The sequence below is a fragment of the Streptomyces piniterrae genome (assembly GCF_005048155.1).
Lineage (GTDB): Bacteria > Actinomycetota > Actinomycetes > Streptomycetales > Streptomycetaceae > Streptomyces > Streptomyces piniterrae.
In genome coordinates this window covers 547582-564289 of sequence record NZ_SUMB01000003.1, presented here as the reverse complement: position 1 = coordinate 564289, position 16708 = coordinate 547582, and the positions used below count along the sequence as shown (strand labels likewise).

Genomic DNA, 16708 nt, shown 5'->3' with positions numbered 1-16708 from the left:
TGTTCCGCTCCCTCAATTCCCCTCATAGTGACGGCATCCGGCCGTCACCACTGCCGTGGTGTCGACGACGGTGACACTTTCCCCGCGTGTCCGTCCCGCCCCCATCCCTTCCCATAGTGACGGCATCGGCCACTTCATGGGGCGATCGGTCACTCTCGGTCGCCGTTAGCCGCAAGAAGCCGTCCTTGGCTGCCAGAAGCCGCCGTCACCTGCTATAAGCCACCCCAGTCACTCGACATGGCCGCCTCAGTCGCCGTACTCCGGCGACGGCGGCCCCGATATGCCGGGCAGATCGGCCTTCAGCCAGGTGCGGTACGCCCGCATCCAGGCACTGTCGGCCCCGCCGCCCCGGTAGTCGTCCAGAACCTTGTTGACCCGGCGCACCAGATCCGTGTCGTCCTTGTTCATCGCCACGCCGTACGGCTCGTCGGTGAACGGCTCGCCCTTCAGCTCGACCGCCGGATCCTGCGCCGCCTGCGCCGCACCCAGCGCGTTGTCGGTCACCACCGCGTCCGCCTCACCCAGCTGCAACCGCACCAGGCAGTCGAGTTGGTTGGGCACCGTCAGCACCTTCGCACCGTGCGACCGCGCCGCCAGCTCCGACTCGCCCGTCGAACCCGCCGCCGTGCACACCCGCTTGCCGCGCAGCGAATCGTCGAACGCCTCGATCTTCGACTTCTTCGGCGCCAGCACCTGCTGCCCGGCCTGGAAATACGCGGTCGAGAACGCCACCTGTTCCTTGCGGGCGCAGTTGATCGTCATCGTCCGGACCACCATGTCCACGGTCCGCTTCTGGAGCGCGGGCACCCGCTGGTTCGTCGGCACCGCCTGGAAGACGACCTTGGCGTCCGGCCCCAGGATGTCCTCGGCGATCGCCCGCGCCAGATCGATGTCGAAGCCCTCCAACTTGCCGGTGTTGGGGTTGCGATAGCCCCACCGGTAGGTGTTCTGATCGACGCCGACGACCAGTTGGCCCTTCTCCTTGATCCGCTTCACGGCCGCACCGTCGTCCGAGGACGGCCGCAGGCTCTCCGCGGCGTTCCGCGGTGTGCACTTCGCCGCGGCGGGCGCCGCATGCGCCGCTCCCGGACCGTACGCACGAGGCGCCGCCGGCCCCGGCGCGCCGTCCCCGCCCAGCGTGGGCACCAGTACGGCCGCGGCCGCCGCCATCACACACACGCCCGCCGCGACCGGCGCCAGAGCGGCGCGCAGATTCACCAAGGCTCGTGCGCGCATCCTCATGTCCCCCTCACCAGGCCCCCCTCACCGGTACTCCGACAGCCTGCGCCCGATGCCCAGCACCGCGCCCGCCGCCGCCACGACGGCCAGCACCGCGGCACCCACCGCCAGCCCGCCGAGCGCCCCGCGCCCGCCGTCCGCCGCCGACCGGAACTCCTCCTGCTCATGCACCAGCGCCCTCTGCAACGCGGCATCCACCCGGTCGAAGGACTCACGGGTGGGCCGGTCCGAGCCGATCACCTTGGCCAGCGCCTGGTCGTAATCGCCCCTGTCGTCCGCCGCCCGCGCCTCGGCATGCCGCTCCTGCCACTGCCGTACCTGCGCCAGCGCGTCCCGCACCGCCTCCCGGCCCGCCTCGTCATCCGCCAGCGCCAGGGCCTCGCCCAGCCTGCCGCCCTCCGCCGCCCGGCCGCGCCCGTCCCCGGCCGCCAGATCCCGCATACCCGATCGGAAGCCGACCTCATAGAAGTCCTGCTGATCCGAGGTCAGCACCGCGCCGCGCGCCACCAACGTCAGATTCTCGTCACCGCGCGCCTGAAGCGCGTCGATCCGCGCCTCGTTGAGCACCCGCAGCGACCGGGCACCCTGATCGTACGAGTCGCTCAGCCCCGCACGCGCCACCGCATGCCCCACGACCAGCCACAGCAGAACCGCGACGGACGCGGCCGTGGCGGCCAACAGCCCCTGATTGAACACCCGGTTGGTACGCCGGAAATGACGCCGCTGCGCCCACCCCAGCACACCGATGGCCAGCACCCCGGCCGCCAGCGCCCACCACGGCCACGCCTTCGCGGAGTCGTAGTCCGCCGCCAGCCGCTCCGTCTCCGCGTCGTACAACGCCCGTGCCGCCGGGAGGAGTTCCTTGCGCATCTGGTCGTTGGCGTACCGCAGATACGCGCCGCCCAACGGCAGCCCCTGCCGGTTGTTCGTACGCGCCGTCTCCACCAGGCCCGTATACCGCGGCAGCAGGCTGTTGAGCTTCGCCATCTGCCGGCCGGCGGCATCCGAACCCCGGGTGTTCGCCGACGCCTTGACCAGCAGCTGGGACGCCGTCGCGATATCGGCGGCGTACCGCTGCCGGGTCGCCCGGCTCTCCTCGCCGCCGGACAGAAAGCCCCCGGCGGCCGTTGTGTCGGCGTCGGCCAGCGAACGGTAGATGCTCGCCGCGTCCGCGCTGAGCGGCTGGCTGCGCTCCACGACATCGTCCGCGGCCGCCGCGCGGTCCGCCACCTGCCAGGCCGTGGCCGCGCCGAAGACCAGTACCAGCAGGGCGAGTACGGCACCGATCACCCGGAGCCTGCCGGGCTCGGTCGTCGCCGCGGCGCGCAGCTCGTCCAGCCCGTCGGCCCATGCGGTACGGCGCCCCGGCGCGGACGCCGACACACTGCTGGTCGGCACGGACGACACGGAACCTCCCCCTCGGTCGCTGACGGCGGGCCCGGCTCGCGCGGCACGCTCACCGAGAGCGCTCACGAGAACAGGTGCACGGGCAGCAGTATGTCCGTACCCACTGACAACCACACGGCTCTTGACCCGATCTTGTTCGGATCGCGATCCGCGGCGCGTCCCCCTCTCAAGGACACGCCCGCCCGGGGCGTACGGTTCCGCCGCGACCGGCCACGCCCCCGGCCTCCCGCGATGCCCCTCCCGCGACGGGCCTCGCACCGCACAGCGCGAACGCCGCCCCCCCCGCGCCCCCCATTCCACTTCCGCGCGCCGCTACCCACCCCACCCCTCATTGACTACTCTGAGTTACGAAGGTCGAAGGGGGAACTCAGGAGGATCACCGTGCGACGCATAACTCAACTGCTCAGACCGCTGGCCGCCGCGACGACGTTCGGCGGCGCCGTCCCCGAATACGCCGCGCCGGCCAGCGGTTTCCTCACCATTGGCAGCACCACATACGTCGACCCGGTCGGGAGTTACCCCCTCGACCGCCCACCGGACGGCGCCGCGACCCTCATCGTCAACGACACCGATCACCCCATCACCATCATCACGGAAAGCGACCGCAGTGCCGACATCGTGCTGGCCCCCGGCACCCGCACGGAGACACGACGGGGGCAGGCCGTACGGGTGGGGTGAGGGGCGAGGGCGTGGGGGCGTGGGGGCGTGGGGGCGTGGGGGAGGTGACCACGTGGGGGAGGGCTGGGGAGGGGGAGGGGGAGGGGGAGGGGGCCCACCCCCCCGCGCTACCCCCAAGCCCCCCGCACCCGCCCATAAGCCCCCGCCCCCGCCCCCGCCCGGTCCAGTGCGTACAGGGCGGCGCCAAGGACCGGCGGGGCGGTGACCACGTGGGGGGCCGCTTTGGGGGCGCGTTCCGCCAGGAGTTGGATGACGTCGTCATGGAGGAGGGGGTGGCGGGCGGCGAGGACGCCACCGCCGAGGATGACCGGGGTGTGCTCGGACAGCAGGTCCAGGCGCTCCAGGGCGACCGAGGCCAGCAGGACGATCTCCTCCGCCTGGCGGGCCACGACCGTACGGGCGACGGGGTCGCCGGCGGCCGCGACGTCGAAGAGGACAGGGGTCAGTTCGTGACGGCGACGCTCGGGGATGCCGCGCAGATGGAGCGCCTCGATGAGCTCCAGCATGGTGGACAGACCGAAGTGAGCGGGCAGGGCGCGGGCCAGTTCGGTCTCGGCGCCGCGGCCGTCCTCGGCGCGGGCCGCGCACCACAGGGCCTCGTCGGCGAGATGGGAACCGCCGCCCCAGTCACCGGAGATCCGTCCGACGGCGGGGAAACGGGCGGTGGCCCCGTGGAGTCCGAGGCCGGCGCAGTTGATGCCCGCGCCGCACACCACGGCGACCCCCATCCGCTCCCCGTCGTCCGGCAGCCCGGCCCGCAACAGGGCGAAAGTGTCATTGCCGACCGTCACCGTCCGGGCCCATCCCCGGGCGCTGATCTCCGCCGTCAGAGCGGCCTCTTCGGCGGGGAGATCGGCGTTCGCCAGATACGCCGAGACATGGTCGACCGGGCCCTCGGCGCCGGCCTGGGCCAGCGCCGACGCCACCAGCGGCGCCAGCACGTCGACCGCCCGTGCGGCGCCCACCACCGGTGGCTGGAACCCGCCGCCGCGGGCGGTGCCGAGCACCGTCCCGTCCGCGCCCACCAGAGCCACGTCCGTCTTGCTGTTGCCCGCGTCGATGGCGAGCGCCGCGCCGGTCAGGCCCACGTGAGGTGCTCCCGGTTGTGTGCGATCAGCTCGTCGGTGAGCCGGTCCGCGTAGTCGCTCTGGCCGATGAGGGGATGGGCGAGGAGAGCCGCGAACACGGCGTTCCTCCCGCCCTCCCGCGCTGCGCTTCTCCCGCCCTCCCGCGCTGCGCTTCTCCCGCCCTCCCGCCCGGCGTTCCTCCCGCCCTCCCGCCGCCCGCTGCCGCGGCAGCCCACCAACGCCGCCTCCAGGGCGAGGTGTTCGTAGGCGGTGACGTTGGCGACCAGGCCGGCGAAGAGCGGCTCCAGCGGCCGTACGGGCAGCGGTGTCGCGCCCTCCGCGCCCACCGTCGCCGGGGCCTCGATCACCGCATCGTCGGGGAGGAACGGAAGAGTGCCGCGGTTGAGGGTGTTGACGATCTGGATGTCGCCGGTGTCGCCCAGCAAGGACGAGGTGAGCGCCACCGCCGCCTCCGAGTAGAACGCCCCGCCGCGCCTGCCCAGCAGCTCCGGCTTCTCGTCCAGCGCCGGATCGGCGTACAGGTCGAGCAGCCGCTTCTCGATGGCCGCGACCTCCGCCGCCCGGGACGGCTTGCTCCGCAGCTCCCGTACGACCTCGTCGTGCCGGTAGTAGTAGCGCAGGTAGTAGGAGGGGATGACGCCGAGGCGGTCGAGCAGCGGACGGGGCATGCGCAGGTCCTCGGCGACGGCTTCGCCGTGCTCGGTGAGCAGCTTCGGCAGTACGTCCTCGCCGCCGACCCGTACGGCCCGCTCCCAGGTGAGGTGGTTGAGGCCGATGTGGTCCAGCTCGACCTGGTCCGGTGCCACCCCCAGCAGCGCGGCGAACTTCCGCTGGAAGCCGATGGCCACATTGCACAGTCCGACGGCCTTGTGGCCGTGGGTGAGCAGCGCGCGGGTGACGATGCCCACCGGGTTGGTGAAGTCGACGATCCAGGCATCGGGGTTGCGGCGGCGTACCCGCTCCGCGATGCCGAGGACGACGGGAACGGTGCGCAGCGCCTTCGCCAGGCCGCCGGCGCCGGTCGTCTCCTGCCCGACGCAGCCGCAGTCCAGCGGCCAGGTCTCGTCCTGGTTGCGGGCGGCCTGCCCGCCGACCCGCAGCTGGAGCAGCACCGCGTCGGCGCCGTCGACACCGGCGTCCAGATCGTCGGTCCAGGTGACCCGCCCGGGGTGGCCCTGCCGGGCGAAGATCCGGCGGGCCAGCCGGCCGATCAGCTCCAGCCGCTCGGTGGCCGGGTCGATGAGGACGAGTTCCTCCAGCGGCAGGGCGTCACGCAACCGCGCGAAGCCGTCGACGAGTTCGGGGGTGTAGGTCGAGCCTCCGCCGACCACGGCGAGTCTGACCCGGGCCCGGGGGGACGCCGGGCGTCCTTGGGGGGACTGCGGCATGGATGATCAGCCCTTCACTCCGGTGAGCTTGACGCCTTCGACGAAGGCCCTCTGTGCGAAGAAGAAAACGATGACGACCGGGGCCATGACCAGCAGCGTCGCGGCCATCGTCAGGTTCCAGTTGACGCTGTGCGCGGTCTTGAACGACTCCAGACCGTAGGAGAGCGTCCAGGAGGCGGGGTTCTGCGCGGCGTAGATCTGCGGTCCGAAGTAGTCGTTCCAGCAGAAGAAGAACTGGAAGAGCGCGACCGCCGCGAGGCCCGGCCTGGCCATCGGCACGACGACCTTCAGCAGGGTGCGCAGCTCCCCGCAGCCGTCCACCTTCGCCGCTTCGATGTACTCCTGCGGAATGGTCAGCAGGAACTGCCGCAGCAGGAAGATCGAGTACGCGTCGCCGAACGCCATCGGGATGATCAGCGGCCACAGCGAGCCGGACAGATGCAGCTGCTGCGCCCAGACCAGATACATCGGGACGACGATGACCTGCGGCGGCAGCATCATCGTGGCGATGACCAGGATCATCGCCGTACGGCGGCCGCGGAAGCGGAACCTGGCGAGGGCGTACGCGACGGGGACGGCCGAGCCGACGGTGAAGAGGGTGCCGAGCCCCGCGTACAGCAGGGAGTTCTTCCACCAGTCCAGGAACCCCGGGGTCCGGAAGACCGTGGCGTAGTTCGACCAGTTCCATTCATCCGGCCACAGTTCGCCGCTCATCGCCTGGTCGTCGCTCATGACGGAGGTCAGGAGGACGAAGACGAAGGGGAGGACGAAGAAGAGGGCGGCGGCGACGGCCACGGCGTGCACGGCGATCCAGTGCAGCAGCCGCCTGCGGCGGGCGCGCGCCGCCGGGCCGCGGTCGGGGGCGGCCGTGCGGGCCCGTGTGCCCGGTGCGCGTGGAGTCGTGGAGGCCAGGTCGGACGCAGTCGTCGTGGTCATACGGATCGGTCCTCCGCCGGGAGCAGGCCGGCGCGCTTGCGCATCAGCAGGGTGGTGACGGCCATGGCGATGACGAACAGCACGAGCGAGAGCACACACGCCGCGCCGGTGTTGAAGTTCTGGAAGCCCAGTGAGTAGACGAGCTGCGGGACGGTGAGCGTGGAGTGTTCCGGATAGCCGGGCTGGACGACCGAGCCGGGCCCGACGGAGACCCCGGACGCGAGTTTTCCGGCGACGAGTGCCTGGGTGTAGTACTGCATGGTCTGGACGACGCCGGTGACCACCGCGAACATCACGATCGGCGTGATGGACGGCCAGGTGACGTAACGGAATTTCCGCCAGGCGCCCGCCCCGTCCAGCTCGGCGGCCTCGTACTGCTCCTTCGGCACGTCCAGCAGCGCCGCCATGAAGATCACCATGAGGTCGCCGATGCCCCACAGGGACAGCATGACGAGGGAGGGCTTGGCCCAGCCGGGGTCGTTGAACCAGGCGGGCGCCGGGATGCCGAGGGCGCCGAGGATGCCGTTGACCGGCCCGGTTCCGGGGTTGAGCAGGAAGACGAAGGCCACGGTCGCGGCCACCGGGGGCGCCAGATACGGCAGATAGAACGCCGTACGGAAGAAGCCGGTGGCCGACTTGATCTTGGTGACGAGGAGGCCGATGCCCAGCCCGAAGACGATCCGCAGCGCGACCATCACCACGACCAGCCACAGCGTGTTCCACAGCGCCGGCCCGAACAGCGGCATCTGCGTCAGTACGTATTTCCAGTTCCGCAGCCCGACGAAATCGGGCTCCTCGATCTGGTTGTAGTGCATGAACGAGAAATAGACGGTGGCGATCAGCGGATAGGCGAAGAAGACCGAGAAGCCGATCAGCCACGGGGAGAGAAAACCGGCGGTTCGCAGCCGCGCACGGTTGCGCCTGCGCCGAAGCCCGGGTGGTGGTGCGAGGCTGCTGGATGCCATGGCAGATCTCCGTCGGCTCTCGTCGGTTCTCGTCGGTTCTCGTCAGGTCTCGTCAGTTCTGGGACTGAAGGTTGTCGGCGTCGATCTGCGCATCGAGCCCGCGCAGCCCCCGGTCCAGATCGGGGACCTTTCCCGCCTCGACGTCGTAGGCGAAGTCCCGCAGCGTGACGATGTACTGGCCGCCGTTGACGGACGGCGGAATGGCGGTGCTGTACGGGTTCCGTGCGATATCGAGGAAGGTGCGGAACGTCGGATCGGTGTCCAGTTCCGGTGACTTCAGCGCCGCTTTCGTCGACGGCACGTTGTGGATGGCATTCGCGAACCGGACCACCTGATCCGTGTTCACGGTCAGGAACCTCACCAGTTCCCATGCCGCGTTCTGATGCCGGCTGCTGTGTGCGATCCCCGCGACCGTACCGGTCAGACAGCCGCGTCCGTAGGTATCCGCCCGGTCGTCCGGCACCGGCATCGGGGCCGTGCCCCAACCGAACTTCGCCTTCTGGTCCTTCAGCATCAGCCCGCGCCATTCGCCGTCCATATGCATCGCCACCTTCTGCGTCAGAAAGGCGTTCTGCGAGGACATCTCATCGCCGAAGGTGGCACGGAACCTCTCCAGCGCCGCATAGCCGCCCTGCGCCCGGATCAGCGCGCGCTGGGTGGCGAAGAACTCCTTCGTACGGGGGTCCTCGGCCAGCCGTGCCTTGCCCTGCCGGTCGAAGTACGCCGGCCCCCACTGCGCGAACAACCGGTCCGGACTGTTCTCGTAGAACCGGAAGTTGGGCATGATCCCGACCCGCTCGTACGACCCGTCCCCGGTGCGTCGGGTGAGCTTCACGGCAGCCCGCCTCAGTTCCGACATCGTCCGCGGCGGGCGCGCGATACCGGCTTCTTTGAAGGCGTCCTTGTTGTAGTAGAGCCCGTAGGCATCGGCGAGCAGCGGCAGGGCGCACTGCCTGCCCTCATAACTGGTGTATTCGAGGAAGGTCTTCGGGAAGACCTTCTCCTTGTCCACGCCGGTCTTTCTCATGAACGGATCGAGATCCGCCCACATTCCGGACGAGCAGTACTGCCCGACGTTGTTGGTGGTGAACGACGACACCACATCCGGCGCCTCGTCCCCGCCCGCCCGCAGCACCTGATTCACCGTCTCGTCGGTGACGTTCCCGATCACCTTCACCGTGATGTTGGGGTGCAGCTTCTCGAAGCGGGCGACGCTGTCCTCGATGGCCTTCACCTCCCCCGCATTCGACCAGCCGTGCCAGAACCTGAGCGTGACCGGCTTCGCCGGATCGTCACGGTCACTGCCGACACTCGGATGGGCGCACCCCGGGACGAGCAGCCCGGCGCCGGCCAGCGCCACGGAAAGAAATGTGCGCATGCGCGGAAACGGCATGGCGGAACTTCCTTTACGGCAGGGGAAGTCGGGATGGTGCCGGGTTACAGGAAACGAGCGAGTCCGGCCGGGCGCGTGGAGCGTCCGGCATTTCGCGGAATGCTCAGGCGGTGTCGAACACCGCGTCGCGCGCCTCGGCGAGCGCCGTCCGCAATGCGCCGATGAGAATGGGGTTGCCGCCGATATCGCTGATACGCAGTTCCGGGCGGGGCAGCGCGAGCCCGGTGAACTCCTCCTCGACCAGAGCCCGCAGCGGCTCCCCGCCGGCCTGGGCGACCTCGCCGGACAGCACCACCAGCCGCGGGTCGACGACCGCGACCACGGCCGCGAGCCCCGTCGCCAGCCGGCGTGCGACCTCCTCCCGCACCTCGTCGCGCTCCAGCGCCTCCGCGACCGTACGGACCTCCGGGGCGCCGTACTCCCACGCCAGCTCGATCACACTCGGCGCCCCGACGAGCCGCTGGAATCCGCCGCCGGCATCCGGGCGGGCCGCGCTGCGGTCGCCGCCCCGGGACAGCGGGGCCCCGGGCAGCGGCATATACCCGATCTCGCCCGCGCCGCCGGTGGCTCCGCGCAGCAACTGCCCGCCCAGGACGATCGCGGCGCCGACCCCTTCATCGGCCCACACCAGCACGAAGTCGTCGAAGTCCTGTGCGGCCCCGTCATGCTGCTCGGCGACGGCCGCCAGATTGACGTCGTTCTCGATGACGAGGGGCGTGCCCAGCGCCTCGGTCAGCTCTTCCTTCAGCCGCCGCGAGTGCCAGCCGGGCAGATGGGGCGCGTAGCGCAGCGCGCCGGTCCGCGGGTCCAGTGCGCCGGGCGTGCCGATCACCGCCCCGTGCAGCTGCTCGCGCCCCAGCCCGGCCTTGGCCAGCGCCCCGTCCACGGCCTCGGCCACCAGCCGCGCGACCCGGTTGGGCGCCTCGTCATCCACCGCGTCCGTGCCGACCCGTTCCTCCCCGAGCACCCGCCCGGTGATGTCGGCGACCACCGCCGTGATCCCCTCCTGGTCCACGGCCAGCGCGGCCACATGCGCCGCGACCGGGTTGACCTCGTACAACTGCGCATTGGGTCCGGGCCGCCCGGTCACGTTCCCGGTCGTCCGCACCAGCCCGGCGGCCTCCAGGCGCGCCAGCAGCTGTGAGGCGGTCGGTTTCGACAGCCCGGTCAGCTCACCGATCTGGGTACGGGTCAACGGGCCCTGCGAGACGAGCAGATCGAGCGCGGCCCGGTCGTTCATGGCCCGCAACACCCGCGGCGTCCCGGGGGTTCCCTGCCTGCCCTGCCCACCGGCCATCACACGCCCCCGCATCTGTTAGGAAACCTTCCAATCGATGAACAGGAAGGTAGGTCGCGGGCCGGGGCTCCGTCAATGGTTCCAACGGGTCGACTTCACGAAAGCCGGAAGCCGGAAGCCGGGGGTTGGGTGTCCGTGCGTCAGGCGCCGACCCGAGCTCCAAGTCCTGTGTGCGCCTCAGGTCGACAGGCCCTCGACGGAGCCTCTGAGGCGGTCCGTCCGCTCAGCCCTCTTCCCGGCCGACGCTGCCGACGCCGGTGCCGTGTTCGCAGGTGGCCGCGGAGTTGTCGCGGGCGCCGGGGTTGAGGGTCTTCCAGGGCCCGGTCTGGTCCGGCCATTCGCCGCAGACCACGGTCGCGCGGAAGGCGATGGTGCGGTTGGTGTTGTTGGTGCAGTCCGCGGTGCCCGTACGGCCGTCGGAGGTGGTGGTGCAGTTGAGCTCGTTGGCGATACGGGCGTCCGTGTGCCGGACCGCCGTGGTGGACGGCGCGGCGGAAGCGGGGGCGGCGGCGGTCAGGGCCGCCGCGCTGCCGATCATCAGGACCGATGCGACGGCCCCCGTGGCCACGCGCTTGCGGATCTTCATGGTGAAGTCTCCTTCTCCGTCGTACGTGTCGTTGGTGCTGACACCCGGGACACGGAGCGGGGGAGAGGGATGTATGACCCGGGGGCATGTGATCTGGACCACATGTCCCCGGGTGCGGGCCACTTCGGCGGCGGCTACTCCACGGTGGCTACTTCCCGAGGCTCGCCCGGGAGAGCGGATCCGACGCCAGCGACTGCGGGGAGGTCGGGTTGTTCAGGGCCGAAGGCGCGGCCATGGCGGCGGTGGGGTCGGCCACGCCTTCCTGTTCCTGCTCCTCCTCCGGGGCCGGACGCGGCGCCAGCCGGATGTCGGCGGCGTCCAGGGCGCGCTTGATGCGCCAGCGCAGTTCGCGTTCGACGCCCAGCGCCTTGCCGGGCATGGTCTTGGCCGAGACGGTCAGGGTGACCGTGTCGAGGTGCACCTCGCTCAGGCCGAGCACCTCCACCGGCTCCCACAGCCGCTCGTTCCAGGGCTCGGCCTTGGACATCACCTCGCCGGCGGCGGTGATGATGTCGCGGGCCCGCTCCAGGTCCTGGTCGGCGGCGAGCTGGACGTCGACCTGGGCCGTCGACCAGCCCTGGCTGAGGTTGCCGATCCGCTTGACCTCGCCGTTGCGGATGTACCAGATGGCGCCGTTGGGGCCGCGCAGCTTGGTCACCCGCAGCCCGACCTCGATGACCGTGCCGGTGGCCACGCCGGCGTCGATCTCGTCACCGACGCCGTACTGGTCCTCAAGGATCATGAAGACGCCGGAGAGGAAGTCGGTGACGAGGTTGCGGGCGCCGAAACCGATCGCGACACCGGCCACCCCCGCGCTGGCCAGCAGCGGCGCCAGGTCGATCTTGAGGGTGGCGAGCACCATCAGCGCGGCGGTGCCCATGATCGCGAAGGAGGCGACGCTGCGCAGCACCGAGCCGATGGCCTCGGAGCGCTGGCGGCGGCGCTCGGCGTTGACCAGGAGGCCGCTCAGCGCGGTGCCCTCGGCGGCGGCCGCGGTGCGGTTCATCCGCTCGATGAGCTTGGTGATCGTGCGGCGTATCACATGCCGCAGCACCACCGCGATCACGACGATCAGCAGGATCCGCAGGCCGGACTCGACCCACGTCCCCCAGTTCTCCTCCACCCAGCCGGCGGCGTTGGTGGCCTTCTCGGTGGCCTCGTCGAGCGAGGACGGGCTGATCGAGCCGGGTGACGAGGCGCCCAGTTGTCCGGCGGTGGCCGGAGAAGCGGACCAGTGCACAGCAGAACCTTCCGTGTGGGACGGTTTGCCCGGACCGCGGTGACCCCCCTGAAGGACCACGGTGTCCCCCCGAAGCAGGGCGGACGAACCGGGTAGACCAACCACACTAACGGGGCAACGGGGGCGGTCCGCGCCCCTGTTCGAGTGGCCGGGCTCACCTTCGGCCGCCCGGAGCGGCGGAAGAAGGCCGGAAACAGCCTGTGCGCAGGGGTGGGGCGGGGTGTGGTGGAAAACACCTCCGACCCGTTACTCGGTCATGGTGGCGCTCCGACCAGGCACCGGGGGACACTGTGGGGAGATCGTCCCGGCGCGAGCCACGCGCCGCCGGCGTACAAGGAGGCACCCGTGCCGCATGTCCTGGTCCTCAACGCGTCGTACGAGCCGCTCGGCGTCGTACCGCTCCGCCGCGCGCTCATCCTCGTACTCAATGAGAAGGCTGTGAGTCTCGAGGAGTCCGGCGCCCTGATGCACAGTGCGACCCGCGTCATACCCGCTCCGAGTGTGGTCCGCTTGAAGCGGTTTGTGCGGGTGCCCTTTCGCGGCCCCGTTCCACTGACCCGCCGGGCGCTGTTCGCCCGTGACGGCGGGCGCTGTATGTACTGCGGTGGCGTCGCAACCAGCGTCGACCACGTCATCCCGCGCAGTCGCGGCGGCCAGCACACCTGGGAGAACGTCGTCGCCGCCTGCCGGCGCTGCAATCACGTCAAGGCCGACCGCCATGTCGCCGAGATCGGCTGGCGGCTGCGCCATCAGCCCGCCCCGCCGTCCGGACTCGCCTGGCGGATCATCGGCACCGGGCATAGGGACCCGCGCTGGCTGCCCTACTTGCAGCCGTACGGCGCGGATGACGCCTTGGCCCGGATCGACGCCGTATCGGCATAGATCCGGGCTTCTGCGTCCGGAGGCGGAGGGGAGCCGTCGTGCGTCGGCGCGCGGCTCCCGCCCGCCTCCGGGCGTCTCTCACTCGTCGCCGCGGCCGCCCTTGGAGCCCTGCCCGCCGCGCCCGCCCGGCTCCCCGTCGGCCCCGGTCCTGCCCTTCGCCCCGCTCTCGCCCTCCGGCCCGCTCCCGCCCTCGGCCCCGCTCACTGCGTAGGCCTCCACCGACCAGAGCGAGTATCCGAAGCGGGTGGCCCGCTTGTCGCCCTGTATGCGGACGAACCGAGCATCCCCGGCATCCATCCGGACCGACTCGCGGCCGCCCTTGCCGTCCCGGACGGTGGCCGCGGTGCGCCAGCTGCGGCCGTCCGAGGAGACCTGGACGCGGTAGCCGGCGGCATGGGCGTCCTGCCAGTTCAGGACGACCAGGCCGAGGCGGGTCGGGCGGGGGAGCGGGAACTGCAGCCAGGCGCCGTCCTCGGCCCGCGAGGACCAGCGGGTCCTGGGGTCGCCGTCGGTGGCGGCGGACGCCGGGAAGTCCTCGGTCTCGTCGCCGGACGAGGTGGCCGCGGCGCCCCGCGCCAGGTCCTTGCCGCCGGTACGCGGATAGACCCGCACGGTCAGCGTCTGCTCCTGGTCACCGTATGTGACCGGGATCTCGTACGTCCCGGAGCGCGCGTCCTTCGGGACCTCGACCGTGATCCGGACCGTGGCGGTGCCCCCGCGCGGCGCGGTCACCTGCTCCGGGGCATGGACGGTGAAGCCCTTGGGCGCCTTGACCGCCAGCTTCTCCCGGACGTCACCGGGACGGCGGGAGTAGATCCGGGCGTCCACCGTCGCGCGGCCGCCGGTCTCCGCGTCCGACTCCTTGCGGGACAGCTCGAGACCGGCCGGCGGGGTGTCGTCGAACCACGGGGTCAGCGCATGGACGGACGGGGCCGCGGTGCCCTTCGCCCAGGTCAGCCGGACCGCGTCGGCCCGCAGGCCGGGCGTCCTGGACTCGGTCCAGCCGGTGGCGGAGAGCCGGTCGAGGCGCTGCCAGCCCTCGCCGGGGACCCGCGCCTCCACCGAGACGGCGGTCGCGTCGGCGCCGGGCTCGGTCAGGGCGGTGACCGCGGCCAGCCGGCGGGCCCGCTCGAACGGCACGGTCAGCGAGGTCTGATCGTTGCCCCTGGTGGGGCGGGGGGCGGCGCCGCGGGCGCCCGTCCAGGCGTCGGCCTCGGTCATCGACCGCTCCAGGAACGGCGCGAGCACCCCCTTGCCGACCGTCACCGGGCTCTGCCCGATCTCCCTGCGCAGGCGCTGCGCGGTGCGCTGGGCGGACCAGGCGGTATCGCCGTCGCCGTGCGCCTGCGCCATCAGCGTGTCGACGGCGCGCTCGCCGGCCGTGCCGTAGCGGGCCAACTGCTCGGCCCACGGCCGCACTTCGGCCGCCAGGTCCGAGTTCAGCTGCTCCGGCGCGGTGCTCATGGTGTGGAACGCGGCCCGCAGCGCCTTCGCCGCCTTCGCGAAGTCCGCGTCCCGGCCCGGCCGGCCGCGGTTGACCGCCGCCTCCCGCGCCTTCCAGAAACGGTCGATCAGCGGCCGCAGATACGCCGACTCATCGCGATTGAGCAGCGACGACGCATCATTCCCGGCGAGCGCGCGGAGCGCGGCACGGGCCCGCGGATCGCCGCCCGCCAGATCGTCGATGGCCGCGTCCCAGGACTCCGACGGGTCGTAGGCGCGCGGATTCCAGGCGAAGTCGGCGGCCGTGAACAGCGGGATACGGGACGCCACCGGCTGCTCCATGGCGTTGGCGAGCAGCACCGCGGAACCGGTGGCCACGGCCGGCTCGCGCCCCGTGTAGGGGCCCAGGAAGATCCGGTCCCGCGCGTAGTCGTTGACCGGGTAGTTGTCCATGGTGACCAGCGGATGACGGAACACCGCGCGGGTGGCGGACAGTTCACCGCCGGTGATCGTCCGCGGCACCACCCCGATGCCGGTCCAGGCCACCTCGACCCGGTCGTCGAGGGCGTCGGACAGCGCGTCCCGGTACGCCGTCGCACCGTCCTGGTAGTACTCGGTCGGCATCAGCGACAGCGGCGCGGAGCCCGGGTGGCGCTCCCTGAGGTGCGCGGCGAGCGCGCCTGCGACCCTGGCCTGCGCCGCGGCGGCGGCCTGCGGTCCCGAGCCGAACATCTCCTCGTCGGCGCCGCAGTGCCACTCGCTGTAGCTGACGTCCTGGAACTGCAACTGGAAGGAGTGCACGCCCAGCGCCCACATCGCGTCCACCTTGCGCCGCAGCGCCCGCATGTCCTCCTCGGACGACAGGCACATGGCCTGGCCGGGGGCGATCGCCCAGCCCAGCGTGACGTGGTTGGCGCGGGCCCGCTCGGCCAGCGCCCGGAAGTCGGCGCGCTGCTCGGCCGGATACGGCTCACGCCACAGGGCCTGCCGGTACGGATCGTCGCCCGGCGCGTACAGATAGCGGTTCTGCTTGGTCCGCCCCATGAAGTCCAGCTGGGCGAGCCGCTGCGCCCGGCTCCACGGCCGGCCGAAGAATCCTTCCGCGGTGCCGCGCACCCCGGTGCCGGGCCAGTCCCGTACGGCCACCGAGGCAAGCTCCCGGCCGACGGCGCCACGATCGCCCGGCTCCTCACTGTCGACGACCAGCTGCCGCAGCGTCTGCGCGGCGTGGAAGAGCCCGTCCGGGCCGACACCGTCCAGGGCGACCGTGTCGCGGCCCTCGACCTGGCCGACGGCGAGGCGGTAGCCGCCGGACGGCAGATCCCCGCGAGCGGGCGCGCGCAGCGCCCGCAGGGCCTCGTCGGCCGGCTTCCCGTCGATGAGGAAGACGGGCCCGTCGGCGGGCACCGGCTCGCCGGGAGCCACCTGCCGGACCGTGTCCACCCCGGCGTCCCGCAGCAGCCCGCGCAGCACGTCCAGGGCGTACGGATCGGTGTCCGGGGCGGCCACCAGCGCGGCCTCGCCGCCCAGCCGCACGGCGGCGCCGAGCTCCCGCATCGACTGGGGGCGCGGCCAGACGGCGGGCGGCTGCCCCGCACCGGCCGGCCGGTCGGGCTGGTCGGGGGTGCCTATGGCGGGATCGGCCGGGGCGGCCTGCGCGCTCGGCGCGCCGCCCAGCAGTCCGCTGATGACCGCGGCGGCCAGCGCGGTGGTGCCGGCCACCCGCGCGCGGGTACCCCGCCTGCCGGCCTCGCCCCCCTTACTGGCCTTACCGACCCTGCCGTCCCTAATGCCCCTACCGGTCTTTCCGACGCTCCATACGCCCCGGATTCGCACGGCTGCTCCTCGTCCCCGTCACTGTGCATACCGGCCTTCGCCGGCGCCCCGTTACCCCCGCCGGTGCCCGTTCGGACAGAGCTTCGGCTGTGAGCCCACCATTGTGGCGGTGAGGGTGTCAACCGCGAGACGGGGGGTGCCACGGGCGGCCGGGGGAGTGCCGGTTTCACCCCGCCGGTCCGGGGGCGCCCGCCGGGGCCCGACGGCCCGCAGGTCTTCCTTCCCGATGTCCCTTTCGTCCGCAATCCCTGCGTCCACGGCTCTCCGCCGCCGCGAAATCGCCTGCCACGGTACGCTGTGACGTGGCCCACGTTTGCTGCGTAGTTACGT

General features: G+C 71.8%; 13 protein-coding genes. 2 read left to right on the top strand and 11 right to left on the bottom strand.

What is annotated here, in order from left to right; genetic code table 11:
• Positions 1-246 precede the first annotated feature (246 nt).
• Entirely contained in the window at positions 247-1236 is a 990-nt protein-coding gene (locus tag FCH28_RS11215) for a glutamate ABC transporter substrate-binding protein (protein WP_136739662.1), read from the bottom strand.
• Positions 1237-1263: 27 nt separating this feature from the next.
• On the bottom strand, positions 1264-2637 hold the full coding sequence (locus tag FCH28_RS11210) for a hypothetical protein (protein WP_246102696.1): 1374 nt from the start codon (positions 2635-2637) through the stop codon (positions 1264-1266).
• Positions 2638-3027: 390 nt separating this feature from the next.
• On the opposite strand from FCH28_RS11210, the gene FCH28_RS11205 reads away from it, so the two are divergent.
• Entirely contained in the window at positions 3028-3324 is a 297-nt protein-coding gene (locus FCH28_RS11205; RefSeq protein ID WP_136739660.1) for a hypothetical protein, read from the top strand.
• A gap of 107 nt (positions 3325-3431) precedes the next feature.
• On the opposite strand, the gene FCH28_RS11200 is transcribed toward FCH28_RS11205, so the two are convergent.
• The 8 genes from FCH28_RS11200 to FCH28_RS11165 all read right to left on the bottom strand — a co-directional run bounded on the left by FCH28_RS11200 (position 3432) and on the right by FCH28_RS11165 (position 12217).
• Positions 3432-4412, bottom strand: coding sequence for an N-acetylglucosamine kinase (locus FCH28_RS11200; protein ID WP_136739659.1), 981 nt, complete (start codon positions 4410-4412; stop codon positions 3432-3434).
• On the bottom strand, positions 4403-5800 hold the full coding sequence (locus FCH28_RS11195) for a 6-phospho-beta-glucosidase (RefSeq protein ID WP_136739658.1): 1398 nt from the start codon (positions 5798-5800) through the stop codon (positions 4403-4405). Before FCH28_RS11195 ends, FCH28_RS11200 begins: the two co-directional genes overlap by 10 nt.
• A 6-nt stretch (positions 5801-5806) precedes the next feature.
• Positions 5807-6736 (bottom strand): carbohydrate ABC transporter permease, encoded by a 930-nt coding sequence (locus FCH28_RS11190; RefSeq protein ID WP_136739657.1) that lies wholly within the window; start codon positions 6734-6736, stop codon positions 5807-5809.
• Positions 6733-7701, bottom strand: a complete 969-nt coding sequence (locus FCH28_RS11185; protein WP_136739656.1) for a carbohydrate ABC transporter permease — start codon at positions 7699-7701, stop codon at positions 6733-6735. The genes FCH28_RS11190 and FCH28_RS11185 overlap by 4 nt, the downstream gene beginning before the upstream one ends.
• A gap of 52 nt (positions 7702-7753) precedes the next feature.
• Positions 7754-9094, bottom strand: a complete 1341-nt coding sequence (locus FCH28_RS11180) for an ABC transporter substrate-binding protein (protein ID WP_136739655.1) — start codon at positions 9092-9094, stop codon at positions 7754-7756.
• 103 nt (positions 9095-9197) lie between these two features.
• A complete protein-coding gene (locus tag FCH28_RS11175) occupies positions 9198-10334 on the bottom strand; it encodes an ROK family transcriptional regulator (protein ID WP_136739654.1) in 1137 nt (378 codons plus the stop codon).
• A 280-nt stretch (positions 10335-10614) separates the two neighbouring features.
• Positions 10615-10977 carry a hypothetical protein gene (locus FCH28_RS11170; protein WP_136739653.1) on the bottom strand — a complete coding sequence of 121 codons (363 nt, stop codon included), beginning with the start codon at positions 10975-10977 and terminating at the stop codon, positions 10615-10617.
• 148 nt (positions 10978-11125) lie between these two features.
• A complete protein-coding gene (locus FCH28_RS11165; protein WP_136739652.1) occupies positions 11126-12217 on the bottom strand; it encodes a mechanosensitive ion channel family protein in 1092 nt (363 codons plus the stop codon).
• Positions 12218-12562: 345 nt separating this feature from the next.
• On the opposite strand from FCH28_RS11165, the gene FCH28_RS11160 reads away from it, so the two are divergent.
• Positions 12563-13099: an HNH endonuclease gene (locus tag FCH28_RS11160; protein ID WP_018088296.1), complete on the top strand. Its 537-nt coding sequence runs from the start codon at positions 12563-12565 to the stop codon at positions 13097-13099.
• A gap of 78 nt (positions 13100-13177) precedes the next feature.
• On the opposite strand, the gene FCH28_RS11155 is transcribed toward FCH28_RS11160, so the two are convergent.
• Positions 13178-16264, bottom strand: a complete 3087-nt coding sequence (locus FCH28_RS11155; protein ID WP_136739651.1) for a glycoside hydrolase family 84 protein — start codon at positions 16262-16264, stop codon at positions 13178-13180.
• Positions 16265-16708: the final 444 nt, after the last annotated feature.